Source organism: Ferrimonas sp. YIN67 (assembly GCF_057219095.1).
Map to the genome: position 1 here is coordinate 761,932 of NZ_JBXVVJ010000001.1, position 25,814 is coordinate 787,745.

22 protein-coding genes are annotated in these 25,814 nt (G+C 47.7%); 1 reads left to right on the forward strand and 21 read right to left on the reverse strand.

Annotated features, from left to right (window positions below; genetic code table 11):
• Positions 1–44: 44 nt before the first annotated feature.
• Entirely contained in the window at positions 45–1,169 is a 1,125-nt protein-coding gene (gene wecB, locus AC2D8U_RS02935) for a non-hydrolyzing UDP-N-acetylglucosamine 2-epimerase (RefSeq protein WP_484617543.1), read from the reverse strand.
• A gap of 1,229 nt (positions 1,170–2,398) precedes the next feature.
• Between wecB and AC2D8U_RS02940 the strand changes: the two genes are divergently transcribed.
• Positions 2,399–4,192, forward strand: coding sequence for a hypothetical protein (locus tag AC2D8U_RS02940; protein ID WP_484617544.1), 1,794 nt, complete (start codon positions 2,399–2,401; stop codon positions 4,190–4,192).
• 158 nt (positions 4,193–4,350) lie between these two features.
• Here AC2D8U_RS02940 and hepT read toward each other — a convergent pair whose 3' ends face one another.
• From hepT to AC2D8U_RS03040, 20 genes are all read right to left on the reverse strand, one after another.
• Complete coding sequence (gene hepT, locus AC2D8U_RS02945) at positions 4,351–4,683, reverse strand: type VII toxin-antitoxin system HepT family RNase toxin (RefSeq protein WP_484617545.1); 333 nt, start codon at positions 4,681–4,683, stop codon at positions 4,351–4,353.
• Between the two features lie 34 nt (positions 4,684–4,717).
• Positions 4,718–5,734, reverse strand: a complete 1,017-nt coding sequence (galE, locus tag AC2D8U_RS02950; protein ID WP_484617546.1) for a UDP-glucose 4-epimerase GalE — start codon at positions 5,732–5,734, stop codon at positions 4,718–4,720.
• Between the two features lie 1,186 nt (positions 5,735–6,920).
• Positions 6,921–7,805 carry a UTP--glucose-1-phosphate uridylyltransferase GalU gene (galU, locus tag AC2D8U_RS02955; protein WP_484617547.1) on the reverse strand — a complete coding sequence of 295 codons (885 nt, stop codon included), beginning with the start codon at positions 7,803–7,805 and terminating at the stop codon, positions 6,921–6,923.
• 190 nt (positions 7,806–7,995) lie between these two features.
• Positions 7,996–9,162, reverse strand: coding sequence for a nucleotide sugar dehydrogenase (locus AC2D8U_RS02960; RefSeq protein WP_484617548.1), 1,167 nt, complete (start codon positions 9,160–9,162; stop codon positions 7,996–7,998).
• Between the two features lie 312 nt (positions 9,163–9,474).
• Positions 9,475–10,845 (reverse strand): APC family permease, encoded by a 1,371-nt coding sequence (locus tag AC2D8U_RS02965; RefSeq protein WP_484617549.1) that lies wholly within the window; start codon positions 10,843–10,845, stop codon positions 9,475–9,477.
• A gap of 355 nt (positions 10,846–11,200) precedes the next feature.
• The gene (locus AC2D8U_RS02970; protein ID WP_484617550.1) at positions 11,201–12,061 is read right to left on the reverse strand and encodes an ATP-grasp fold amidoligase family protein; all 861 of its coding nucleotides are present in this window, start codon (positions 12,059–12,061) and stop codon (positions 11,201–11,203) included.
• A 4-nt stretch (positions 12,062–12,065) separates the two neighbouring features.
• Complete coding sequence (locus tag AC2D8U_RS02975; protein ID WP_484617551.1) at positions 12,066–12,563, reverse strand: acyltransferase; 498 nt, start codon at positions 12,561–12,563, stop codon at positions 12,066–12,068.
• 15 nt (positions 12,564–12,578) lie between these two features.
• Positions 12,579–13,772, reverse strand: a complete 1,194-nt coding sequence (locus AC2D8U_RS02980) for a glycosyltransferase (RefSeq protein WP_484617552.1) — start codon at positions 13,770–13,772, stop codon at positions 12,579–12,581.
• A gap of 18 nt (positions 13,773–13,790) precedes the next feature.
• Positions 13,791–14,780 carry an EpsG family protein gene (locus AC2D8U_RS02985; RefSeq protein ID WP_484617553.1) on the reverse strand — a complete coding sequence of 330 codons (990 nt, stop codon included), beginning with the start codon at positions 14,778–14,780 and terminating at the stop codon, positions 13,791–13,793.
• Entirely contained in the window at positions 14,767–15,672 is a 906-nt protein-coding gene (locus tag AC2D8U_RS02990) for a glycosyltransferase family 2 protein (RefSeq protein ID WP_484617554.1), read from the reverse strand. The genes AC2D8U_RS02985 and AC2D8U_RS02990 overlap by 14 nt, the downstream gene beginning before the upstream one ends.
• Complete coding sequence (locus AC2D8U_RS02995; protein WP_484617555.1) at positions 15,665–17,107, reverse strand: MOP flippase family protein; 1,443 nt, start codon at positions 17,105–17,107, stop codon at positions 15,665–15,667. Before AC2D8U_RS02995 ends, AC2D8U_RS02990 begins: the two co-directional genes overlap by 8 nt.
• Before the next feature lies 1 nt (position 17,108).
• Positions 17,109–18,233 (reverse strand): dTDP-4-amino-4,6-dideoxygalactose transaminase, encoded by a 1,125-nt coding sequence (rffA, locus tag AC2D8U_RS03000; protein WP_484617556.1) that lies wholly within the window; start codon positions 18,231–18,233, stop codon positions 17,109–17,111.
• On the reverse strand, positions 18,234–18,794 hold the full coding sequence (locus AC2D8U_RS03005; protein ID WP_484617557.1) for an acyltransferase: 561 nt from the start codon (positions 18,792–18,794) through the stop codon (positions 18,234–18,236).
• A gap of 6 nt (positions 18,795–18,800) precedes the next feature.
• Positions 18,801–19,874, reverse strand: a complete 1,074-nt coding sequence (locus tag AC2D8U_RS03010) for a TDP-N-acetylfucosamine:lipid II N-acetylfucosaminyltransferase family protein (protein ID WP_484617558.1) — start codon at positions 19,872–19,874, stop codon at positions 18,801–18,803.
• Positions 19,855–20,718, reverse strand: coding sequence for a glucose-1-phosphate thymidylyltransferase RfbA (gene rfbA / locus AC2D8U_RS03015; protein WP_484617559.1), 864 nt, complete (start codon positions 20,716–20,718; stop codon positions 19,855–19,857). Before rfbA ends, AC2D8U_RS03010 begins: the two co-directional genes overlap by 20 nt.
• An 8-nt stretch (positions 20,719–20,726) precedes the next feature.
• Positions 20,727–21,791, reverse strand: coding sequence for a dTDP-glucose 4,6-dehydratase (gene rfbB, locus AC2D8U_RS03020; protein ID WP_484617560.1), 1,065 nt, complete (start codon positions 21,789–21,791; stop codon positions 20,727–20,729).
• Positions 21,792–21,801: 10 nt separating this feature from the next.
• Positions 21,802–22,548, reverse strand: a complete 747-nt coding sequence (locus tag AC2D8U_RS03025) for a glycosyltransferase family 2 protein (protein ID WP_484617561.1) — start codon at positions 22,546–22,548, stop codon at positions 21,802–21,804.
• Complete coding sequence (locus AC2D8U_RS03030) at positions 22,545–23,501, reverse strand: NAD-dependent epimerase/dehydratase family protein (RefSeq protein ID WP_484617562.1); 957 nt, start codon at positions 23,499–23,501, stop codon at positions 22,545–22,547. The genes AC2D8U_RS03025 and AC2D8U_RS03030 overlap by 4 nt, the downstream gene beginning before the upstream one ends.
• Before the next feature lie 197 nt (positions 23,502–23,698).
• Positions 23,699–24,769, reverse strand: a complete 1,071-nt coding sequence (gene wecA, locus AC2D8U_RS03035; protein WP_484617563.1) for a UDP-N-acetylglucosamine--undecaprenyl-phosphate N-acetylglucosaminephosphotransferase — start codon at positions 24,767–24,769, stop codon at positions 23,699–23,701.
• Between the two features lie 14 nt (positions 24,770–24,783).
• On the reverse strand, positions 24,784–25,758 hold the full coding sequence (locus AC2D8U_RS03040; protein WP_484617564.1) for a Wzz/FepE/Etk N-terminal domain-containing protein: 975 nt from the start codon (positions 25,756–25,758) through the stop codon (positions 24,784–24,786).
• Positions 25,759–25,814 lie beyond the last annotated feature (56 nt).

Consider the following 25,814-nt stretch of genomic DNA (forward strand, 5'->3'; position numbering starts at 1 on the left):
CCTTTTGTAAATCAGAATTGGGTCAGAATTGGGTGTTGCGAGGCTTAAGCGGATTGCTGGGTCAGCGCATCAAGGATCCGCTTGCAGGCTTTACCGTCGCCATAGGGGTTATGCGCAAAGCTCATCTGCTGATAGGCCGCATCGTCGGTCAGCAATAGCGTCAGGCCGGTGACAATCTTGTCCACGTCGGTGCCGACCAGTTTGACCGTCCCCGCCTCAACGGCTTCCGGCCGCTCTGTGGTATCGCGCATCACCAGTACGGGCTTGCCCAAAGACGGCGCTTCTTCCTGAATACCGCCGGAGTCCGTGAGGATGATATGGGCCCGGTTCATCAGGTAAACAAAGGGCAGGTAATCTTGAGGTTCAATTAAGTGCACATTCTCAAGTCCGGTCAGCAGGCGGTTAACCGGCTCTCGTACGTTCGGGTTGAGATGTACCGGGTAGAGATAATCCACATCAGGGAAGGCTTTGGCCATATCGGCAATGGCCTGGCAGATCCGCTCAAATCCACCGCCAAAGCTTTCACGACGGTGGCCAGTTACCAATACCAGGCGTCTGTCGCTGCTCAGCATGGGGAAACGGGCCGCCATCTCATTGGCGAGGTCGCCATCGGTTTCAAACTTTGCTTTCACGCTCAACAGCGCATCAATCACCGTATTGCCGGTAACCAGGATGCGATGCTCTGATGTGTTCTCAGCCAGCAGGTTCTGCTTGGACGTTGCCGTCGGCGCAAAGTGCAGATTGGCCAGCGCTCCGGTGAGTTTACGATTGCCCTCTTCCGGCCAGGGGGAGTAGACGTTGCCGGTGCGCAGGCCCGCTTCCACATGGCCAACTTTCGTCTGTTGATAGTAGGCGGCTAAAGTTGTGGAGAGCGTGGTCGCTGTATCTCCATGAACAAGGACATAGTCCGGTTGGAAGTCAGCCAGGACGGGCTTGAGGCCTTGCAGGATCCCGCAGGTGACGTCGGTGAGATCCTGACCGGGTTTCATGATGTTCAGATCGTAATCTGGCTTGATCTCAAACAGGTCCAGTACTTGATCCAGCATCTCACGATGCTGAGCCGTTACGCATACCCTTGCTTCAAAACGAGAGTCCTCTGCCAAGGCATGGACTAATGGTGCCATTTTGATGGCTTCCGGACGTGTTCCAAACACGGTTAAAACTTTCACTACAAATCCTTAAGCAGTAGATGGAAATACAACTTTTCGTGTGTGCGCTAAGCAGCCAGCACATCCAACAACCAGAGTCCCCCTGGGCACCAAATGGCCAGCTGCTCTTGTGCGCGGCTGCCACTTCGCCTATGCCAAAAGGCCAGAGGCTTATTTGTCTCTGGCGCACTTAAAAATGAGTTATTGGTAATTTTGAGCGAATTTATCCTGCCCGCATTTCTGTTTTTAGAAAGGGCAGCAGAACCGCGCTTGTTAGTGGGCACTTTCACCCAAACGGCTTGATTTCGTTGCTGCAGGATGAATGACTCTGGATTTTGGGCAAGGCTCCGCCCTCGAGATGAATTCTCGAAAAAACGAAAAAGGCTAAACTTGCTGGATACGGCGAACTTCTCAGCTCCAATGGAAGCCAAGCGTTGGTATCGATAGCGGAAGTTTTTATTGGACGCACTCGCCCGACAAAGCGTGCGATGCAAAAGACCATAATCGAATGATTATTGGGAGTGCACTAGTACTATGGGATTAGCACCAGCTCGTGGAGCGGCGGTTATGAGTTAGCTAAACACTCAACTTGCCGTTACCACCACACCTTCCATGGCCAATTCTCCGTCATTCCCTTCCCTGCTATTGACTAATCTTATCAGTGCTTTACGCCCTAGCAAGACCCTTCGTCAATAAATTGTCGCTCCCTTGCCGTCACGGGCATCGTCTTGTATCCCCCCCCGGGGACGCAACACCAGCTTCACAGAACCCCTCGCTGGCCGCAACATTATGCTGTGTAAAAGAACCTAAATTATCGTCCCCCTCACAAAAGCTCCGCCAAAAATTGAACCTTTCGATAGTAAGGTACTTTGACGCGCCGCTTTATTGGCGACATTCCTATACGCCAGACGCAGCGCTTCCCCTACAGCAAAGAAAGCCGATCTCTTACACGCCGCACATATAAAAATCCCTAGCCCTGATCTGACAAAAGCTCTCACGAGTAAGGAGGAGTGCCTAGGGAGGATTCTAAGGACCCTGCATGTCACCTATCTGGGTCGGCGGCATACCAAAGTGCTATACATGACAGCAACTTACAGTAACTTACAGTCAACGTTTGTTATTGAACCTGTCACACTTTCTCTCTAGGATAGAATCCAGTGTCGACTCCAAGGAAGCGGAGCTTGGGCGTTTTCGCAGACTTGCGACATTTGTTTATTCACATCCAGCTAATAAAAACACGGAGTGTTCGCGTGAACTCACACTACTCAAATGTTGCAGTGGCTGTGCTGATGGCATCGAGCCTGGCAATCAGCGGCTGTAGCCGTTCAGACACCACATCCACCCCAGCACCAGAACAGGCCGTCACGCTACTGACTCCTGTAACAGTGTCCTTTGAAGACACCACCGGCGGCCTGTTAAGCGACGCGACCTTTACCCTCGATGGCGAGAGCATCAAGGTCGAGGGCGCGACCGAGTCGAACGGTCGTTACACGCAAGATGGCTACACGGTCACCCTGTCCCGTGCCGATCGCAGCGAACCGGACGCCTTCAGCTTCAATCTGGTGGCTACCGCTCCTGGCTATTTTGCCAATAGCCTGGTTATCGAAATGCCCGCCCTGGCGGATGTCACGATCGAAGATGAGATCGTCGGTGCTTACACCGCCAAGCTGACGGCTAAAGTTGAGTTGGGTGATGAGGTTGCCGTTGCGGCGACCGAAGCCGAAACCACAGCGGGTGAAGATGGCAATATCGCAGAAGAACTGGTTTTGGTTACACCCCAACCCGCGCCTGGCGCGGCTAATGCAGCGGCCATCGCGGGCGGCTCCACCGCCTTAACCGTCCCTGCCGGTACCGTGTTGACCGATGCCCAGGGGAACCCAGTCACCGGCACCATCACGGCTAACGTTATCCACTTCTCCAACGAGCCCGGCGCAGAAGTCGGTGAAACCTCGGCGATGGATGCCTTCCCCGGCGGCCTGTCCCCCACCAATGTGTTGGACGAACAAGGCGAGCCCAACGCTCGATATTCCGATATCTCCTTTATCTCCGCGGGCTTTACGGCGATTGAGATCTCCAATGAACAAGGCGATATCGTCAAGAACCTGGATGGCCAACCGGTCACCCTGGCGATGACCCTGCCCGCCGCCACCATCAACCCGAAGAGTAACTTCCTCATCCAGGAGGAAGATGAGATCCCTCTGTGGAGCTATGACGAAACCACGGGCCAGTGGAAGTCGGAAGGCACGGCTCAAGTCGGCAGCTACAATGCCGACACGGATACCTTCAACATCTCCAAAGAGATCACCCACCTCAGCTACTACAACTTTGACTGGTACGGCAGCACCTGTAACGTCAGCATGAGTGTGACCGACGTCAACGGCGAGGCCAATACCCAGCAATTGGGCCTGCGTCTACGTCGTCCGGGCGGTGGTTACACCATGACCACCCTGATGAACTCCGCCTACGGCTTTGATAAGTTGGTACTGGCCCGCGTGCCTGAAAGCACAGGTCGCATGGTGAAAGGGGAGATCACCTTCTTTAATCCAACCGACCAGACACAAAATGATCTGATCCTGGCCATTACCGACGCCGACGGCGAAGCGGTTGAAGTTGTCGATGGTAAGTACACCGGCTCTTTCTGTTCGCTCGATGGTGCGACTGTTCAGGTGGACACCGGCGTGCTGCCTCAGCCAGCCAGCGTTAACGTTAAGATGATCCGCACCTGCCCATCTCAGAACACGGAAGAAGCGGTTCCCGGTTATGTCGACATCTATCGTCTGAACGATAACGGCAATATCCACAGCCACGTCGCCTCCAAGAGCATTGCTGCCGACGTTGCCGGTAGCGAGATCACTGGCCTGTTGTCCGGTGTCAGCTACCAGGCTGATGCACGCCTGTTGCTTGCCAGCCAAACCATTGGCTTTGACTCAGTAAGCTTTACCGGCGAGGTTGACGGCACCAGCTTACTCTTCGACTACAGCGATCCTACGTGTGATGGAAGCGGTGCAATCACAAGTGGCGGAAGTGGCGGCTCCGGCGGCTAATCGCCGAGAGTCTTCTTAGACACACTAAAAACGCAAAGACGATGTGAGCAGGCCGGGGAAAACCCGGCCTGTTTTTTTTGCTGGACTTTGGATTGTGCGTTACGCGAGAAAGGCAATATAAAAAGCAGCGACGCTTAGCGGGCGGTTTTTCCTAAACGTCAGTGGCTCACCCACCTGCTAGCATGCGCTATAAAGGCCTCAAAATCTGACAAGTGATATTTGAGCACGGCCAGAACGATATCCAGATTGAGCGCCTGATAGTCATGCATCGCAATGTTGCGCAGACCGACCATCTTCTGCAGTGCGGTAGAGAGTTCGTCGGGTAGCTCCCCAGCCTTCTTCAACAAGATAAAACTATCCAGACTGTGTTGAGGAATGCCCAGACCTTGGACTCGGATCCGCCGGTTGGCGATATCAATCCCCTCTCCCGGTTTACATAGAAGAGTGCCATCCATACGGAAGCAGAGGCAAAAAAGCAAAAAAGCCCGCATCTTGCGATGCGGGCTTTTTCTCTTCAGTCGAAGCTTAGCTTTGGTAACCGTTGGGGTTGTTGGACTGCCAACGCCAGGTATCGGTGGTCATCTCGGCCACGCCTCGAGTGGCCTGCCAGTCCAGCTCTTCCCTTGCCTTGGCCGGATCGGCGTAACAGGCGGCGATATCACCGGGGCGGCGGGGTACGATGGCGTAGGGCACTGCCTGACCACTACCAGCCTCAAAGGCTTTTACCATATCCAGTACTGAGTAACCGGTCCCCGTCCCCAGGTTGTAGATCACCACTCCTGGGTTGGTATTAAGCTTATCCAGCGCCTTTAGGTGTCCGATAGCCAGATCGACCACATGGATATAGTCACGGACGCCGGTGCCGTCATGGGTATCGTAATCGTCACCAAACACGGACAACTGAGCACGTTTCCCCACGGCAACCTGGCTGATAAAGGGCATCAGGTTGTTGGGGATGTCATTGGGATCTTCCCCAATCAGGCCACTGGGGTGAGCGCCTACTGGGTTGAAGTAGCGCAACAGGGCGATGTTCCAGCGATTATCTGAGAGATTCAGATCTTGCAGCACCCGCTCAACCATGTACTTGGAGGTGCCGTAGGGGTTGGTCGTCCCGCCAACGGGGAAATCTTCCCGAATAGGCAGACTGGCCGGATCGCCATAGACGGTTGCCGAGGATGAGAACACCAGGTTAAACACACCCGCCTTGGCCATCGCCTCGCACAGCACCAGGGTGCCGTTCACATTGTTATCGTAATAACGCAATGGCTGGGCCACAGATTCACCCACCGCCTTGAGGCCGGCGAAGTGGATGACGGCATCGATCTTATGCTTGGCAAACACCCCATCGAGAAAAGCACGATCGCGAATATCGCCCTGGTAGAAAGTAACCGAACGGCCAGTGATCCGCTCTACCCGCTTCAATGACTCTTCTGAGCTGTTGGCGAGATTGTCCACCACTACCACATCCGAGCCCTGCTCCAGCAACTCGACCACAGTGTGAGAGCCAATGTATCCGGCACCGCCGGTAACCAAGATGGTCATAAATTCAATCCGTTATTTTAATCGCGTTGAGCCAACCCACCGCCCCGTAGGTTAGCTTAGGGATGCAGTCCCGTAAGCTGACAAAGACCCAGCCCCGTAACCCGCCCCGTAGGTTAGCTTAGGGACGCAGTCCCGTAAGCTGACTTCGCAAGCGCCCAGCCCCGTAACCCGCTTCGTAGGTTAGCTTAGGGACGCAGTCCCGTAAGCTGACAAAGCTTTGGCTCCGAGAAGGAAACGTCAGCATCGGTCCCGTACCCGCCCCGTAGGTTAGCTTAGGGACGCAGTCCCGTAAGCTGACAAAGACCCAGCCCCGTAACCCGCTCCGTAGGTTAGCTTAGGGACGAAGTCCCGTAAGCTGACATCGCTTTGGTTCCAACTCCGACATGTCAGATCACGCCGCTACGCGGCTGATCTAACCTACGAAACAACGGCTCGGCTCCGGCTCCGTAGGTTAGCTTAGGGACGAAGTCCCGTAAGCTGACATCGCAAGCGCCCAGCCCCGTAACCCGCTTCGTAGGTTAGCTTAGGGACGCAGTCCCGTAAGCTGACAAAGACGCAGTCCCGTAACCCGCTCCGTAGGTTAGCTTAGGGACACAGTCCCGTAAGCTGACATCGCATCGGTTCCGTAACCCGCTTCGTAGGTTAGCTTAGGGACGCAGTCCCGTAAGCTGACATCGCTTTGGGTCCAATTCCGGCATGTCAGATCACGCCGCTACGCGGCTGATCTAACCTACGGAGCAGTCCCGTAAGCTAACAAAGCTTTAGGCTCGATACCGGAAACGTCAGATCACGCCGCTACGCGGCTGATCTAACCTACGGAGCAGTCCCGTAAGCTGACAAAGACGCAGTCCCGCAACCCGCTTCGTAGGTTAGCTTAGGGACGAAGTCCCGTAAGCTGACACTGCTTTAGGCTCGATACCGGAAACGTCAGATCACGCCGCTACGCGGCTGATCTAACCTACGAAGCGCCCAGCCCCGTAACCCGCTCCGTAGGTTAGCTTAGGGACGAAGTCCCGTAAGCTGACACAGCTTTGGGTCCAATTCCGGCATGTCAGATCACGCCGTTGCGCGGCTGATCTAACCTACGGAGCAGTCCCGTAAGCTGACATCGCTTTGGTTCCAACTCCGACATGTCAAATCACGCCACTGCGCGGCTGATCTAACCTACACAGCGGTGCCGAGCACCTTATAACCCTTTAACGTACTGGCTAAAGGCACCACCCAACTGGGGATGGCGCATGGCGTACTCAACCTGAGCCTTCATGTAACCCAGTTTGTCACCACAATCGTGGGATTTGCCTGTCATGTGGAACGCCTCAACCGTCTGCTCTTTCATCAGCATGGCGATGGCGTCCGTCAACTGGATCTCCCCACCCGCACCCAGAGGCGTCACAGCAAGCTTATCCCAGATATCGGCAGGCAGAATGTAGCGCCCAACGACGGCCATATTGGATGGCGCCTCTTCAACAGCAGGCTTCTCAACGACGGCAGACATAGGCGCAGACTTGCCCGGCAGCAACTCGTGCCCATTACAATCCGCTACGCCATACTTGGACACCTCTTCCATCGGTACCGGCTCAACCATGATCTGGCCCGCGCCGGACTCTTCGTAGCGAGCCTTCATCGCCGCCAGGTTTTCCCGGGTTTGATCGGCGGTGTACTCGTCGAGGATCACGTCAGGCAGCACCACCACAAAGGGGTTCTCACCCACCAGGGGCTTGGCACACAGTACGGCATGACCGAGACCTTTCGCCACGCCCTGACGGACGTGCATGATGGTGACGTCTTTCGGACAGATGGACTGTACCTCTTCGAGCAACTGGCGCTTCACCCGTTTCTCGAGCTGGCTTTCCAGTTCATAGGAAGTATCGAAGTGGTTTTCGATGGCGTTTTTGGAAGCGTGGGTCACCAGGACAATCTCCTTGAAACCCGCAGCAACACACTCATTCACGATGTACTGGATCAGTGGCTTATCCACCAAAGGCAGCATCTCTTTCGGGATCGCCTTGGTAGCAGGCAACATCCGTGTTCCGAGTCCCGCAACCGGGATAACGACTTTAGTCAGTGACATATCAACCTTCCACACCCTGGCTTTAAGGGTATTTAACCCACCAGGGCAAAAAAAACTTGGGTAAATTCTACCGTTACACAAGCAAAAGGCCCAGTGCCAAAGCAACAAGTCTTGGACTCGTCACAAAGCACTGGGCCTAGGACAGCGCCACCAAGGGGGGGGGGCGGTGGCACCTTTTTTAACTTATTGCTTAGTCAGAGCCAAACAGATCGCGGGTGTAAACCTTGTCGGCCACATCCTTGATCTCATCCACCATGCGGTTGGAGACAATCACATCACACTCGGATTTGAAGGCCTCGAGATCTTTGATCACCCGAGAGTGGAAGAACTCGTCTTCCTCAAGCACCGGCTCATAGACCACCACTTCAATGCCCTTGGCCTTGATCCGCTTCATCACGCCCTGCACTGCAGAAGCGCGGAAGTTATCGGAGCCGGATTTCATGATCAGGCGGTAGATCCCAACCACCTTGGGATTACGCTTGATAATGGAGTCCGCAATGAAATCCTTACGGGTGGTGTTGGCATCGACAATGGCACCGATGATGCTGTTCGGCACATCCTGATAGTTGGCCCGCAACTGCTTGGTGTCCTTGGGCAGGCAGTAACCGCCGTAACCAAAGGAGGGGTTGTTGTAGTGGTTGCCAATACGGGGATCTAAGCCCACGCCTTCAATAATTTGCCGTGAGTTGAGGCCATGCGCTTCAGCATAGCTATCCAACTCATTGAAGTAAGCCACCCGCATCGCCAGGTAGGTATTGGAGAAGAGCTTCACCGCTTCCGCCTCAGTCGAGTCGGTAAAGAGTACCTCGATGTTCTCTTTCACCGCGCCTTCCACCAGCAACTGAGCAAACTGCTCTGCCCGCTCACTACGCTCGCCCACGATGATGCGGGACGGGTGCAAGTTGTCGTACAGCGCCTTGCCTTCACGCAGGAACTCAGGAGAGAAGATCAGGTTGTCACAACCCAGCTCTTCCTTGATGCGCTTGGTGTAACCAACAGGCACGGTGGACTTAATCACCATCACCGCATTCGGGTTAATGGCCATCACCTCCTTGATCACCGCTTCAACAGAGCTGGTATTGAAGTAGTTCGATACCGTGTCATAGTCGGTCGGCGTCGCGATCACCACAAACTTGGCATCGCGATAAGCCTGCTCTTTATCGAGCGTGGCCGTCAGGTTCAGCGGCTTGTTCGCCAGGAAATCTTCGATCTCGGCATCGGCGATAGGAGACTGCTTGTTGTTGATCAGCTCCACCTTCTCCGCGATGATGTCCACCGCGATCACTTCATGGTGCTGCGCCAACAGCACCGCATTGGACAGGCCCACATAGCCTGTACCCGCAACGGCAATTTTCATTGCATTCCTTCCAATCAAAACAAAACTTGGCCTGACCGCATTAAGCTCAGGACTTGTAGAACTCTCTATACCAGTCAACGAAGCGCTGCACACCGGTTTTAACGTCAACTTGTGGACGATAGCCCGTAACAGCAAACAGATCTTCTGTCTCTGCCCAGGTAGCCACGATATCCTCGGACTACGTATCCAGGCTACATATCCAGGAAGTTCTTCGTTTGCTTGCCCAACGAGTTATCCAGTGCAGTAACAAAATCCATTAGCTGAAGCGACCTCCCGCAACCTATGTTGTACACCTTATAGAGCGGACTTCTTTCACCTGGGTTGCCCGACTCCGGGGTCCAGTTCTCTTTGCCCTGTGTGCGATATGGTGTTTCTTCTGGAATAAAAACCAATACCCATGATCCACCATATAACCAGCAATAGCTGAGAATAACCTGACATCTGAGCCGGCGATCCTGGGACCAGCAGTAACGCACAGAACAATATTGAAACAGCTATAGACAAGGCAGGAAGCCAGAGCGATTGCTTCTTATTTTGGCGTTCTTTAAATGCTACAAAAGAAACATATAGAAATCCCGTTGTGATCCCCATCGAGGCCATGTCAACGACTGTCAATAAGTAGTTTCGTCCCAACAGAGTCGCCAGAGTTCCAAAAACAACAACAAACCAAATCGACCGTCTAGACGGTTCTTTCTCATTCGAGCTTAAGAACCACGATGACACAAGCCCTGAATTTGAAAGCAAGGTTATGAGTTTTGAGCTAACGATCAAAAAACCATTAATTCCAGCTAGAATAGCTGTTAACATTGCAAAACCCAGGATAAAAAGCCCACCTTGACCAAACTCTGATCCAACTCCACTACCTGTCGCCCAATCGGAATTATTGACACTTCCGATGCTAAAATCATGTAAGGCATAGGTAGCATAGTTAACCAACAGATAAAGAACTGTACCAATTATAACCGACACTATTAAAAGTACCGGGACTAAATTCTTCTTTGACTTTATTGCACTACTAATCTGTGGAATCGTTTCAAAGCCAACAAAAGCCCATGGCGTGATAGCTAAAATTGCCCAAAAACCACTACCAAATACAATCCCCTCGGATAAGTAGGTAGATTCTGCTATCGAAGCATGATGTGTTAAACCCATCATAAACACCATCAATATTGCAGCAACCATGGATGTTGTCACGATAAGCTGAGCACTACCCCCAATATTTATGCCTTTTGTATTTATATACCCAAAAAGTAAAAGAACGGCAGTACACACTAAAACTTCTAACGTGTATATATCCCATCCTCCAAATGAGTACAAGTAGCCAACACTCAGACTGTCCCCGAAAACATACCTGAAGAGCAATGGCATTGCAGTCACATTCAATGCCACGATCGAGACGTAGCCCAAAGTCACTCCCCACCCATAAAGGAATCCGTGCTTTGGTCCAAACGAGTTACACACCCAGTCTAACCCGGACTTTTTTATCCCACTTTCCTGGTCACTCATATATGCATACGAAGAGGAAACGACTAAGATCAGTAAGGCACCAACGACGAGGGCAAGCGAGCTGCCCCAAAGCTCTGCAGCAGGTAGAAACAAATCACCGGGCAGAACAAATGCTCCCCAGCCTATAATCGTCCCGACACTGACAGAGAGTGCTTGACCAACAGTTAAATGGTTCAATAAAATCCCTTACACCGTTCTTTCAGTGATATTATTTTAGAAAAAAACAGCCAAAGCGTGTGTTAATGATGGCTATTAATTAGAAAGCTTCAGTCAGTACCAAACAGATTTCTGATATAAAACTTCTATGATACATAGTTAGTTAACCGAACATATAACTTTACATAATAACGTCGCAATTTTACTTGAAGGTTTCTACGCTTCTTTCAATGTGAGATCTAAAGAATAGTTCTTCCTTCAGCGCAGCCTCACAAACTAAGACATCAATGTCCTTAGCCTTAATGCGTTTCATGACTCCTTGGATAGAAGAAGCACGAAAGTTATCTAAGCCAGACTTCATAAAAAATGAAAATAACTATTTAATGCTCATTTCCCAAAGCCCACCCCAGACTCTATCGTACTTTTGGGGGATAAAATGAGACAAGCCAGAGCGGTGGGTAAAGGTCAACTCGCCAAAGTAGATCTTTCCATCGACGTTATAAAGGTCGACTCGGACGTAATCAAAATCTGCAGACAATTTATCTGAGATAGCCAGAATCTCTTCAAGATTCTCGGGCCTTGCCGATTCCAAATTGTCGAGATCGCCCCCCTCCCAATTGAAAGGCTGCTTCCTCCAATCGGCATCATAAACGACCTGCTTATGTGTTCCGTACCTGTCATTGTCTACCTGAATAAAGCGGTGCTTATTTCTACCGTTAAAGCAGTGAACCTTAATATCCGAAGGGACACTTCCGTTATTGTCCAACACTAAAGGTTCGATAACAACTTTTGGCTTGATAGGTTCATAATGTGGTTCGAAAGCGTAGTCACTGAACTTGTGATTTAGCCAAAACTTTACACGCCTTTTAAGTTGTTTGGGACTTGTCTTTGATTTATCAAAGACCAACTCGTTCCACCCTGCGGCGTGATTTGCTTTTAAAATAAAAGCATTCGGCAACTTGGCAAAGTCTAGATTTTCTTCGTCTTCTACGACGTCAAGAAGAGGAATAAGGATATGTTCTAACCCTTTCTCCTTAACATAACCCCTCACCGCATACTTATCTGCGCAAAGACTAAACAATGGGTTCCTATCGAAGTTCACACGATAGTTAATCTTATCGTTGAATGTCTCTATAAGGTCAGCGTTAAACCTACGCTTGAATTTAATAGCATATTTTAGCTCCCTTGCCAGTTTGGCTGGAACAACTCGAGATATGTACCACTTAACCAAATTCATCTTTCTACTTGATTTTTTTGGCAGGTAAACCTGCGTATACAGAATGTGGGGCCAATGCTGAAGCAACAACACTGTTGGCAGCGACGAGCACACCTTCGCCTATAGAGCTGTTTGCTGTAACGGTTACATGGCTTCCCAGCCAGCTTCCTTTGCCGATAAATACAGGGCCGGCGATGCCTTGACCAAACCGGTAGGAATTATCCAGTTTAGAATGATTACCTGAAGCGATCACACAATAGAAACCCAGCATGACCTCATCTTCGAACTTAATCGGTCCGGAGCCACTCAACACCACACCAGGTGCAAGATAAACATGACTGCCAAAATCCAGCTTATCGAGATTTTTAATAACCACCGAAGCAGACACCTGAAAATCTTTGCCACAGCTTTTCATAAAAATTGAGTAAAGCCTGCCCCGAAACCTCATTACAGGCGGATAGTCGGGAAGCCATAGGGTAATTAACCTGATGAACCAGGAATATAGAAGAGCAAATTTTTTCATAAATCGTATCAGCGTTTACTTGTTATCGCTACGCTCTTGATTAGCTAACCTTCTTACAACATCAATCCAATAGTCCTGTGAAGATACGCTGCTCATTTCTACTGCGCCAGCACTTAGCTTATGATAAAGCGCATCATCGGATACGCATCGAGCAATAGCCTTCTTAATGTCTGCTACATTCCCTGGCCGGACAATCAACCCATTGATGCCGTCTTTAACAAAAGCATTGATGCCTCCAACGTTTGACACTACAACAGGTACGCCATGAGACCAAGCCTCCATAATCACCCTAGGGAATCCTTCATAGTGATTGTTAGATGGGACCATAGCCAAATTGGAGCGTTCAAGTTGAGCAGAAAGTTTGCTGTGCGGAACTTGACCTAGAAAGTCGACAGCACCTTCAACACCGATATTGTTAGCATGTTCCTTTGCTCGTTCGAGATCTGGACCTCCTCCAACGACGGTAAGGGTAACCTTATCAGGAAAAGCAGAAATTGCGTCAAGTAAATCGAAAATGCCCTTATCAGCAACAACTCGACCAATAAAGATCAGTTTAAGAGGATGCTTAGCTGAGCCGACTTGGCTGATCAAGTTGCCCCCGCCTTTGACCATCAAATCGACAAACTGGTGAGTCGCTGAAGGCGCCACGCTTAGACTAAAGGATTCGAGCACATCCCCTGTACAAACATTCGTCGTATTCTTATCCTTACAGATCTTGCGTAGTAGATACCGAAAGCCTCTTGAAATGACGTAACCAAACACTTTTTCTAAAGGAGCATACTTGGGATCTCTCCAGGTATTGCTCGCATCAGCGCACATATGGTGCAGGAGTTTTTCCTTAGCGCGGATAACTCGAAGGGAGAAAAGAATGCTTCCTGCTGAGGGCGTTCGCGCCCAAAAAACATCACCTTTGTGCAGTGCAATGACCTCATCACACTTCCGGATATATTCTTTTAAGAAGCCTCTTTTTAACAAGGACTTTAAAATAAACTCTTTCGTGGAGGCATAAACCGGCATTGGATAAAATTTATCTTTTGCTAGGTGAGTGCTGAATTCTTTGTCAGAACTGCTGCGGCCGGCAAACTGTGAAACAACGTAGACGTTATCTTTTCCAAAAGCGTCTTGCAAAAACGCTGCTGACGTTGGTTTTGCACCAAAAACCGAGTCGGTTTCGAAATACGATTCACCAACAAAAGCTACTACTTTCATAAAGTCACTATTTTAAGATTATATTACCAGATTGACTGACAATAGTTTAGACAGGTACATTACCGTAATCGACAACGTTATTAAAATGAAGCTTTTCTTTCTACCAAAGGCTAGAAGATATGAGTATACAACAAACGGTTCCAGTATAAAATATAGGCCCAGGTATCTTCCTGATATGATTGCTGAATTTAGGAAAACCACGCAAAACGACAATATCACAAATCCAAGATAAACCTGTTTGGAAAAACGCTCCGTGTATAAACTAGTCCTTCTAGAAAGCAAGACAAGGAAGCATATTAAAAATGACAGAACGATGTAGACGCTTGATACAATTGACTTTGACTCCATATATTTGCTATTAACATAATAACTGTAGCCAAAATATGATAGTGCCATGTCGATTATAATTAACGCACAAAAAGCCCCAACAACAAATATCGCAACAGAGTAAAAGTTAGACCTGAATATTGCTCTCTTTTCAACGTTGAAGAACTTCTTGAGAAAAACAGAGGCAGCAATTACAACTATTAACCCGTAATGAAATAATATTGTAACTACAGAAAGCAAGTAGAATTTTCGTCGCTCAAAAAAATAGCTAAATACGTTGAAGAAAACTAGTGCGGCAAGCCCGAAGCGGATTTGGGTCCCATATAGCCCCTGGGACATGTATATGATGTTGGGTAGCGCTATTATGTACAGGCCTAACCTATTGTATAGTAGCGATATTAGTAATAATTCTAGAAGTAGAATCGAAACCCAAAAACTCTCAAAATCGAAAGACAGTAGCCTAGCAGCAGTGATAAGAAGCTCAAACGCTGGCTCAAACTGGGACCATTCCAGAACATAGTTATCTTTATAATTTGGAAAGTCGAGATTCTTCTCATAGTCAAAGTTCATTAAGGCGAACAATAGAACGCCAAGTATAATTTGAACGAGAAAAAGAAATAGGCGACTTCGCAACAATTGCACTAGGCGTGTATTTCGCCCTATTCTATTAGCTTCTATCATGTTTCATTTTTTTAAGAGATGAAAGCAATCCATTGGGGATTACTAGCTTTATAAAATTAATGCACATAATTTTTGCGTAGCTAATGAGCAACCCCTGACTTACGGACATTTTCAATGCTTTGAAAAAATGTCCTTGTGATATCATGCTTCTAGAAATGACCAACTCAAAGAAACCTCTTCTCCCTTTCTGAGTAAGCATTTTTCCATATATACTCAACCATTCAATAGAGAAATTGTAGTCATTATTTTTAGGTATTTGAATAAACTCATAGCTTGGTGATTCGAGCATTGCGAAGCGGCAGCCAAACTCCTCCAATGATAAGCAAAACTGGTAATCTTGATGACGTTTGAGATCATCAAAACGCACCCTCTCAGCGGTTTCCCTATGAAGAATAATTCCACTTGTCTGAATAATCTGTTTCGCAACGAACAAGTAGTCACCAACACGCTCATCAGTGCCAATCGCGCGTCTTGGCAACTCATAGCAGGCACTTCCGTCGATTACTTTTGAGCGACTGTAAACGACGACTTTTTCAGGTTCATCTGCTCTTTCGAACAACCTCAGTTGCTCCTCAATTTTATCGTCGTACCACACATCATCATAATCAAGAAAAGCCACATACTGACCGGAAGCTTCATCGATGCCGGTGTTCCGAGCGATGCCTCCATTGGCGTTAGTGGTGTGCGTTACTATCCTAAGACGACTGTCGTTAACCGAGACTAGCTCATTCATTGCGGAGACGGGAGAGGCGTCGTCGACAACGATCAGTTCTATATCCTTGTAACTCTGATTCAATACGCTGTGTACTGCGCTGATAAGGCGCCCCTCAACTTTGCTATAGAAGGGGATCACTACTGACACTAAGGCTTTATTTGATAATTCGTTAGACATTTTTTATTGACGAGAAGTATCCGCAACCACCGCGGAATAATAGATACACAGTGCTGAAATAGTATCCTGCACATACAATAATAAGCAGTGTAAGATCGGCGGTTGATTGCCAGCCAACCATACTTTTCAAGAGCTCAGCAACGAGGTACATCGGAATGCATAAAAGCAAAGGAATCGATACACTACTCACGTATGGAATAAAGTCAACTTGAGTCATTCTTTGTATTACCAAATAATACCATAGCCAAAATAGAACAACCTGCATCCCCAGTAACGTCATTGCGACGCAATAAACATCTCCATTCATAGCAGAGAAAAAGATAAGCAGTGGGGAAAATGCCAACACAAATGTATTCCATTTAAGAAGGGTTCCGGCCCCCCCTTTGACCATTACCACACTCGCACCAACATTACCGAATGAACGAATAAGGGCATAGGCACTGAGTATTTGTATTAACAAAATGGATTGGTTCCATTGCACCCCAATCAATATCGGTACCAGCAGTGGTGCTACAATTGAAGCACCAATGAGAATAGGTGTATTAATCAAAGCAACAATCTTTTGAGCCGATATGTAACCGTTGGACAACCGCTCTTCGTCGTCGCTAATCTTCGCCAAATAAGGGTAGGTCACCTTAGTGATTATTGGATTGAGCTTCAGTACAGGCTGGATCACGAGATTATATGCCATGCTATAAAAGCCTAAGGCAGTTGGGCCCAGCATGGCTCCAATAACAACTTGGTCAACTTTCGTGCTAAAAAAATTCGCCATATTCGAACCAACCAACTTCAGGCCAAAATCAAGATGCGACTTAACCAAGCTAAAGTCAAACTCCAGCCTAGGTAAGAAGTCGGCCCTTGCAGCATAAGTTAGCAGCACAACTGTATTGACACTACAACGGATCAAGTAACCAAATACTAAACTCCAGGCATCTGGAGAATTCAGCGCAAAGGCAATGGTTGATATTGTCCCAACAAAAACACCAATCGACTCGGAGATCGCAGTTTCTTTGAATCTAAGCTCTTTAAAGAATCTTGCGCGTACCTGTATCGTTAATGGAATTATCAAAAAACTTGCAAATGCAACTGGAAGATACTTCAGCAAGTCAGAATCATACGAAAACCTAACCAGAGTAGCCGTAACAATACAGACAAGCCCAAAAACACAGGCTCCGAATAAAACATTTAGCCAAAAAAGGCTGGAGTACTCTTTTTTACTAGCGTTTTTAGCTCTAATAAAAGACTCCCCCAATCCTGCTTGACTAAATATTTCACCAAAACTTATGACGAGAATGATCATCGCCATAAAACCGAAAACTTCCGGCGATACAATTCTCCCAAGCACGATGACTTGAAAGAATTGTAGACCCGTTGCAATCATCATGGATAAAGTATTCCACTTTACACCACTTTTTACTGATTGCGCTCCTGACATTCTAGAATCTCGAAATCACTTCAATTACACTATCTACTTCTTCAAATTTCATATTGAAGAACATTGGTAGCCTGATCAGCTTCTCACTTTCTGAAGTCGTATGAGCGTCGGTGCCTGAGAATTCAGAATGCTGTATCCCGGCCTTGGAAGTGTGCAGAGGCACATAATGGAAAACCGCTGTAATCTCATTGTTTTTTAGGTGTTTGATAAGCTGCGTTCGCTCTTCAATATCCTGAACCTTGATATAGAACATATGCGCATTATGGCAACAGTCCTTAGGCACCACAGGCAGTTGCCAGTTACAGCGCTCAGCTATTTCGGCTAAACCAACGTAGTAGCTTCGCCAGATATTAAGACGCTTATTGTTGATATCTTCAGCTTGCTCTAACTGGGCCATTAAGTATGCAGACTGGACCTCAGAAGGAAGAAAACTGCTTCCTATATCAACCCAGCTATACTTGTCTACCATACCATTGAGGAACTGGCTTCGGTTCGTGCCCTTTTCGCGGATGATCTCTGCGCGCTCTACCAACTTAGGGTCGTTGACAAGAAGTGCTCCACCTTCACCTCCGCTAGTATAGTTCTTTGTTTCATGGAAACTATATGTACCAAGGTGACCAATTGCGCCGCAGTGCTTATCCTGATATTTCGACATGACAGCCTGAGCTGCATCTTCAATAACCCAAAGACCATACTTTGTAGCAAGCGACATGATCTTGCTCATATCGCAAGAAACTCCAGCATAGTGTACAGGAACAATGGCTTTTGTTTTATCACTAATTGCCTGCTCAATTTGCTCTTCGTCAATATTCATCGTATCTTTCCGAATATCGACGAATACAATTTTCGCCCCTCGAAGAACAAAAGCATTTGCTGTGCTAACAAACGTATAGCTAGGCATAATAACTTCGTCACCAGGTGCGATATCAATTAGAATAGCTGCCATTTCAAGTGCATGTGTACATGAAGGTGTCATCAGTGCTTTCAAGCAACCGGTTCTTTCCTCTATCCACTTTTGACAGGCAATACCGAACGGCCCATCGCCACATAGTTTACCATTATTAATTGCTTTACTTATGTATTGAGTCTCAAGTCCAGTTACTGGCGGTGAATTGAAAGGAAGCATTTATTTCTGGCTCGCTAAGTATTTTTCTTCAAGTTTAATTAGGTTCATTTTCCTGTCTTTAAGGCGCTTCGCTGGGATCCCGCCGTACACGCCCCATTCATCAGTACTCTTTGCTACTAAACTCATCGCCCCTACCGAACATCCATCAGCCAGCACGACGCCAGGAAACACCACCGAACTTGCTCCAATAATGGCATGCTTTCCGATGCTGACTGGTAATTTTCTTTCCCTTTTATATTCACTCGGGACAGTCGGGTTTGTCATGGTCATTCCGGAATAATCGTCCGACTGTGTGAATACTTGGACACCATATGCGCAGCCCGAAAAATCTTTGAAAACTATTCCTTTTTCGCCACCAGCGATCAAGCAATGAGCAGCTATATGTACATTTCGTCCGATAGAAATATTTCCAGAGATGACACAAAAGTCGTCTATTCGTGAGTTATCCCCAAGACTAATGCTTTCGGGGTTATAGATTGAAGCCTTTGAGCTAACTTTTACATTTGATCCAACGCTTTTAAATCCTAATTCATATAACTCTTTTTCTGTCAGGAATGCCATCTAAGTCTATCCTTTTACAGGTTCATCAAAGATCAATGTTAATTGACGCTTAAGGTTCTGTTTGGAGAAGTACTCTCTAACCAGCTTGATATTTCTTTCATTATATTCTTTCTTAAGCCCAGACTTCTCAATATCTGAAAACGGATATACACATATACCCTTACTCAAAAAGAATTTAAAGGATGTAGTGTCTTTATCCATGTAGACGGTCTTTCCAAGAGCAAGAAGATTGATAGTGTTACCCAGAGACTGCTGCCGATTGTGGTTAAAGATAGCGACGTCAACGCTATTGAGAAAGCTAAGGTATTCCTCGTACGGAATAAATTCTCGCATCGAGAAAAAACGTTCCCCAAGGATATCTTTACCCTTTAGCTCAACAGCTTTCGCATTAACTTTATCACCATAAGAGAGTGGTGCAATAATTCTATCACATGCCTCAGTCTTGCATTCTAGAGCTTCAAAGATCTCAAAATGACGGTTGGATGGATCAGCTGAATTTCCAACCATGATAATACGCCCTTCACTCTTCGCTCCCGTAGGTTTTGATGAAGAACCGCTGCATGCAACTATGTTCGACAGATAGACCATACACTCCTTGTATGAACCTCGAGCCCCATAGAGTTCTTTAGCTAACTCAAAGTCTCCTTTAATAAGGCTTATAAAGTTGCCAATACGGCAAATCAAAGTCTTTTTTAGCCAGAATTTAACTCTAGAGGCTAGCGTGTGTCCTGGGCAGGAATTTTCGTAGAGATCTTTTCCCCACATAACCCAATAGGTCCGCTTGAGTAGCCATGGCTGCATTATCATCAATATTATAAGCTTATAGCTAAATAGGCCATGCAAGATGATTTTTTCCGACTGATTCATTGATAGAACTGCGCGGAAAAGATCACCAATTCCGCGATTGAGGTGTAGATCAGAAAATCCGTTTGAATATTGGCTATTTTTTTCGCAGTAGGTTACAAATTTGTGCTTATTGCTATCAAACTCTTGACCAATAAATTTATAAAAGGGCTCAATAAACTTGTCCAAGTAGCAGACATGTAAGATAAGGTCGCCATTATCTGATGATTTCTTCAAGATACTTACCATAGGAGTTTTTTGCCATCAATTGTGCTCGTTTGACAATCGTGTCTTTATCAAGCCACCCATTCTTGTAAGCAATTTCCTCTAAGCAAGCGATCTTATAGCCTTGTCTAGTTTCAATCGTTTCAACGAACATCGAAGACTCCAGAAGGCTTTGATGCGTCCCAGTGTCTAGCCATGCGAATCCTCGACCCAAGAGTTCCACTTTTAAAGAACCATCCTCAAGGTACATTTGGTTCAGTGTTGTGATCTCTAGCTCACCACGTTTAGATGGCTTGACCTTCTTAGCAAAATCTACAACCCGAGAGTCGTAAAAATACAGGCCGGTAACGGCAAAGTTAGACTTGGGCACTTCTGGTTTTTCTTCAATAGAAAGAACCTTCAGGTTATCGTCAAATTCAACGACACCAAACCTTTCTGGATCTTTAACTTGATAGCCAAAGACCGTGGCCCCAGACTTCCGCCCGGCAGCCTCGATGAGCTTAGGTGAGAAACCTTGGCCCCAAAATAGGTTATCGCCCAGGATCAGGCAAACGTTGTCGCTACCAATAAATTCTTCACCAATGATAAATGCCTGGGCAAGTCCATCTGGTGATAGTTGAACTGCGTATTCCAGTGAAATACCAAATTGGCTACCGTCGCCAAGCACACGTTGGAATGACGCTTTGTCTTCTGGTGTCGTGATGATCAGGATTTCTTTGATACCAGCCAGCATAAGAACCGACAGTGGATAATAGATCATCGGTTTGTCATAGACTGGCAGTAATTGCTTTGATACTCCCATTGTAATGGGGTAGAGGCGTGTACCGGAGCCACCGGCAAGAATGATACCCTTCATATTACTCTTTACTTCCCAAGACCCAAGCGCTCATTCGAGTAGGAACCATCTAACACTCGGGTCCACCAAGTTTCATTACCTAAGTACCATTCAACAGTCTTGCGTATGCCACTCTCAAAGGTTTCTTTAGGCTTCCAGCCAAGATCCTTATCTATCTTGGTTGCATCGATAGCATATCTTACGTCGTGTCCAGGGCGGTCCTTAACGTGAGTAATTAAATCCGCGTACTTGGTTACACCCTGTGGCTTAACTGGCACAAGTTCCTCAAGCAATTCGCAGATGGTTTTAACGACCTCTATGTTCGCTTTTTCGTTGTGGCCACCAATATTGTAGGTCTCCCCAACAACTCCTTCAGTCACTACCTTGTACAGCGCACTTGCGTGGTCCTCAACAAAGAGCCAATCCCGGATCTGCATACCATCACCATAAACCGGAAGGGGTTTGCCAGAGACTGCGTTTAGAATCATCAGAGGAATGAGCTTTTCTGGGAAATGGTAAGGCCCGTAGTTGTTCGAACAGTTCGTCACTATTGTCGGTAGACCAAAGGTCCGGAGCCAAGCTCTTACTAGGTGATCACTGGACGCCTTAGATGCTGAATAGGGGCTGGATGGGGAGTAAGCCGTCGTCTCGGTAAACAGACTATCAGTACCCTCAAGATCACCAAATACTTCGTCAGTAGAGATATGATGGAAGCGAAACTTACTCTTTGACTCCGTACCGAGGCGGCTCCAGTACTCTCTGGTAGCCTCAAGCAGAGTGTAAGTCCCCATGATATTTGTTTCGATGAACGCAGCCGGCCCGTCTATAGACCGGTCAACGTGACTCTCAGCAGCGAGGTGCATCACAGCATCGGGTTGGTGCAAATCAAAAACGCGATCCAACTCTGAGCGATTACAAATATCTACCTTTTCGAAGGAGTAGCGCTCTGAAGCCGCGATGCTTTCTAGAGACTCTAGGTTTCCAGCGTAGGTTAGCTTATCTAGATTAACCACACTGTCATTAGTATTTTCAATTATGTATCGAATAACAGCTGAGCCGATAAATCCTGCTCCGCCTGTGACTAGTATTTTCATATTTAATGTATCAGGCTCGGCTTTTAACAAAGCCCTTGTATGCATAAACTAAGAAAGTATAAGTGCTCTTAAAAATATTCAAGCCTATAACTTCTCTATAAAATTCCCACTGGTATGAAAGCACTTTTAGTTTATTGCTCGTCATTCCTGTATCGGTGCGATACTTAGCAAGTACTTTAGGGATGCAATAGGCCATGTCGCAGTCTTTAAGAATATCGAGCCAAAGCCCCATATCCTGCCGCTTGCGAATTAGCGGCATCTTTCTTTTCCCTACTTTAGACTGGTCGTACATGGCTGTTAAACAGCCAATCACATTGCTGTACATCAACTTGTTGTAGGTGGTGCTAGCTGGTGGCATTACAACTCCGCCATCGCCATTTGCATCAAATTTTTGATAGGCGGTATATGTTAGCGCATAATCATATTCAAGCATGAAGCTAACTTGTCCACTCAGCTTTTCAGGTAACCAAATATCATCTGAATCCAAGAAAGCAATGAATCTGCCTTTGGCTTTTTCGATCGAGCTGTTGCGAGCTTTACCCGCCCCGCCATTTTCATACAATTTGTAATATGACACTCTAGAGTCTTGCTGTGAGTACTTTTCTAAAATCGAGCAAGTAGTATCCTGAGAGCAATCGTCCGTGATTATTAACTCCCAGTTTTTATACGTTTGGTCTAATACCGACTTTATACTATCCTGAACCGTTTGCTCGGAATTATATGTCGGCATAATAATAGATACGAGTGGTTCTTTCATTGAGTGAACTCGCTTTCCATCGTATTGGAAATCGCTTGTTCTAGAGAGACTGGAGCCTTGTAACCCGTGCCTTGAATGCATGTGGAAGAAAATTGAGTTGTTGCGCAAAATTTCTTCACACGAATACTGCTAACCGGAAACTCTTTTCCTGTTAATTTTGAAAGTGCATCAAAACAATAGCCGCCTATCAAACCCAGCCAGTATGGTGCTCGGATTGAACTGCCACTCTTTCCCAGTGCTTTATATACGACGTGGCATAGCTCGTTCATGGTTAGATCGGGCTTATCCACATAGTTAAACACTTGATGGTCATATCCGTTAGAGATCAAGTGCTCGATGAACGCAGCTACATTCTCGACGTATGCCATGGACTTCTTGTTTTCACCACTGCCGATCATCAGGAACTTGCCGCCGGCGATCTGACGCAGCAAGTTGTACACGTTGCCTCGGTTACCTTCACCGAATACCACGGTGGGGCGGATCACGGAATGCTGCTTACCTTCTGCGTGCCAAGCATTGAGAACCTCTTCGGCCTTCAGTTTGGAGTCGCCATACTCATGGAATGGAGCAAAAGCGCCGGACTCGTCCGTGTCATTTTCCACAAAACCATAAACGGCGACGCTGGAGGTAAACAAATGGCGCTTGATCCTCAGTTCGTCCATCGCAGCACAGATGTTTTTCTGGCCCTCGACGTTTACGTCGTAGTACCGGCTTACCGGTTGAACATTGTCCTTATGCTCAGCTGCCAGGTTAACCACGACTTCGTAACCAGGAAGCACCTTACGCAATGAATCAATCTCGCAGATATCACACCACTGCCATTTCGCCGGATACTTCTTACTTTTCTGCTTATCAAAGATGGCGAACTCGACGTCATCACGCTGGCTTAGACGATCACAGAGGCGGGAGCCGATAAAACCGGAACCGCCAATGATGGCTACTTTTAGTGTCATTGTTATTCCTTCTACCAGGCTAATACTGGCGAAAATCTTAATCGCCCAGACTCTGAACGCAAAAACTGGGTAATGTGAAAAATGCAGTAATTGAGACTTTCTAAGCCCAAAAACAAAGCCCCTTTATGATAAAGAGGCTTAGTCAATCAGTCGCTGACTTACAAAGCGGAGGAGTGTGCCATTCAACCGTAAAATCACTAGTGATGTGCACGAAGCCATTTCACGACCTTCCAAATATGCTGAATTGCATAGGTATAACCGGCAAACAGCAGCAGGAATCCAAAAAGCAAAACAACGTCTGGCAGATCAAATCGGTAAGCAACAACACCCAATGTAGCAATGCTAACTGCGATACAGCTGATCCAAGCCAGCGCACCTCGCGGCGTTAAGCCTGCGCGCATAAAAATATGATGCAAATGGTCACGGTCAGGCTTAAAGGGGCTTTGTCCCTTTTTCTTCCGCCGATACATGATGGCCGCCATATCCATCAGCGGAATAGCGATGACCCACAGGGCAACTACGGGAGAAAAGGAGCGGCTTTCGCCCTGGCTTCCCAGAACTAACAGCCAAACCACGGTCAAGCCAATCACCATAGAGCCAGCATCGCCCATAAAGATCTTCCGTAACTTGCCTCCCGGCCAGCCCAGATTAAACATCAGGTAGGCGCCGATGGCTGCAATAAAGAGCAGTGGCAGCATAAACCAGGGGTTGTGCGCCCACGCCATCAGAATGGCGATTGCAGCAAAACTGATGATACTGAGCATCCCAGCTAAGCCATCAATACCGTCCACCATGTTGAAGGCATTGATGGCCCCGATAACGGCGATCAGAGTGATCACCGGGCCGAACCAACCCAGTTGAATCACGCCAAAGCCAAACAGGTTACCTAAATCTTTCAGGTATTCGCCTGCTCCGAAGATCATTAGAGACGCTGCCAATGCCTGTGCGAACAGACGATAAGAAACCTTTAGGTCGTATCGGTCGTCAAGCACACCGATAAACAACATGAGTACCGCAGACAGCAGGTACATCCGCAAGGTGTCACTGGCCGGAAAGAACAGCAGTGAAGAGGTAAGTACGGAGAGAAAAATCGCGATCCCGCCGATCAGGGGGATCTCCCCTTTATGCTCTTTGCGCCCACCGGGTAGATCGACCAGTCCGGCTCGTATTGCCAGTGGTTTTCCCACTCGAATCAGGCCATAACTGACAAAGAAAGCAAACAGCAGAGGGAACAGAATAGCGGATGGATTGGTTGCGACAACGTCCATTGGGGGCTCCTACTCTACTTCCGTGCAAAGTAGCGGATAAGAACAATCATAACAGCAAGCATGCCACCGAGAATGGTGCCCAAAACGCAGATCAGTGCTCTGGCTGGTTTGGCTTTCAATTCAGGGATAATGGCCGAATCCACAGTCTTAAATGCATACTCATCCCGTACTTCCGTAAACATCATGGTTTTACTTTGCTCCTCGACCAATTGATAGAGCACGGTCTGCATCTCAGCAACACGGGTATTGGCGATTTGTCGCTCAAGATACGCAATACTCCGAGTGGCTTCTTCCAGATCTCTTCGCTTCATCTCTTCGTTGATCGCAAGAACTAGCCAGTCCACCCACTGCTTGGCGACGTAAGGGGAGTAGTGCTCAATAGAGAGCTTAACCAAACCTGTCTGGCTGTCTGTTGAAATCGAGAAGAGTTTGTTGAACTCTTCGTGGGCCTCCTGCAGGCTCGGCTGGGCCTTTCTTGGCGGATTTGCCTCTCGCACCCAAGTGTCGCTTACCACATCATAAAGCTCGCTGTTCAACGTCAATTTGCCTGAACCAGCATCCCACCCTTCGGTCGCCATCAAAGGCACCAGAAGGTCATGCTTCTCAATAAACTGGCCAATAAATTCCCGGGACTTCATCACTTCGATGGCCATGGTGGTCTTATCGATGCCGCCTCCGCCGCCAAGGTTAATCCCTGCCAGCGATGCCAGGCCTCCAAATTGACCGGCCAGGGCACCGAGGCCGCCGCTTTGCTCGGTATGTGCTGGTGCCAACAGAGCTTCGGACTTGTAGATGTTAGGGAGGGATATTGCGTAGATAACGGACGCAATGGCAAACACAGCGGTAATGGCCGTAATGATCCATTTTCCTGCCCAGATGGCGGAGAAGAGTTCGCGCAGATCGATTTCATCGTCGGCGGCAGCGTAGTGCGCACGTGAGTCGAAATTCGCGTCGCGTTCAAGCGTTGTTGTGGGAGTATTTGTATTCATATTTTATTTAGGTTCTAGGTTCTAGGTTCTAGGTTCTAGAACCTAGGTTCTTTCCC

Bases quoted from the DNA above. Each gene is read 5' to 3' on its own strand.
- wecA (WP_484617563.1), bottom strand. From the start codon at position 24,769: ATGGACGTTGTCGCAACCAATCCATCCGCTATTCTGTTCCCTCTGCTG.
- rfbB (WP_484617560.1), bottom strand. From the start codon at position 21,791: ATGAAAATACTAGTCACAGGCGGAGCAGGATTTATCGGCTCAGCTGTT.
- AC2D8U_RS03030 (WP_484617562.1), bottom strand. From the start codon at position 23,501: ATGACACTAAAAGTAGCCATCATTGGCGGTTCCGGTTTTATCGGCTCC.
- rffA (WP_484617556.1), bottom strand. From the start codon at position 18,233: ATGCTTCCTTTCAATTCACCGCCAGTAACTGGACTTGAGACTCAATAC.
- AC2D8U_RS03025 (WP_484617561.1), bottom strand. From the start codon at position 22,548: ATGAAAGAACCACTCGTATCTATTATTATGCCGACATATAATTCCGAG.
- rfbA (WP_484617559.1), bottom strand. From the start codon at position 20,718: ATGAAGGGTATCATTCTTGCCGGTGGCTCCGGTACACGCCTCTACCCC.
- AC2D8U_RS02960 (WP_484617548.1), bottom strand. From the start codon at position 9,162: ATGAAAATTGCCGTTGCGGGTACAGGCTATGTGGGCCTGTCCAATGCG.
- AC2D8U_RS03005 (WP_484617557.1), bottom strand. From the start codon at position 18,794: ATGGCATTCCTGACAGAAAAAGAGTTATATGAATTAGGATTTAAAAGC.
- galE (WP_484617546.1), bottom strand. From the start codon at position 5,734: ATGACCATCTTGGTTACCGGCGGTGCCGGATACATTGGCTCTCACACT.
- AC2D8U_RS02970 (WP_484617550.1), bottom strand. From the start codon at position 12,061: ATGAATTTGGTTAAGTGGTACATATCTCGAGTTGTTCCAGCCAAACTG.
- galU (WP_484617547.1), bottom strand. From the start codon at position 7,805: ATGTCACTGACTAAAGTCGTTATCCCGGTTGCGGGACTCGGAACACGG.
- AC2D8U_RS02990 (WP_484617554.1), bottom strand. From the start codon at position 15,672: ATGTCTAACGAATTATCAAATAAAGCCTTAGTGTCAGTAGTGATCCCC.
- AC2D8U_RS02975 (WP_484617551.1), bottom strand. From the start codon at position 12,563: ATGAAAAAATTTGCTCTTCTATATTCCTGGTTCATCAGGTTAATTACC.
- AC2D8U_RS03040 (WP_484617564.1), bottom strand. From the start codon at position 25,758: ATGAATACAAATACTCCCACAACAACGCTTGAACGCGACGCGAATTTC.
- AC2D8U_RS02980 (WP_484617552.1), bottom strand. From the start codon at position 13,772: ATGAAAGTAGTAGCTTTTGTTGGTGAATCGTATTTCGAAACCGACTCG.
- hepT (WP_484617545.1), bottom strand. From the start codon at position 4,683: ATGCGGGCTTTTTTGCTTTTTTGCCTCTGCTTCCGTATGGATGGCACT.
- AC2D8U_RS02985 (WP_484617553.1), bottom strand. From the start codon at position 14,780: ATGATAGAAGCTAATAGAATAGGGCGAAATACACGCCTAGTGCAATTG.
- AC2D8U_RS02995 (WP_484617555.1), bottom strand. From the start codon at position 17,107: ATGTCAGGAGCGCAATCAGTAAAAAGTGGTGTAAAGTGGAATACTTTA.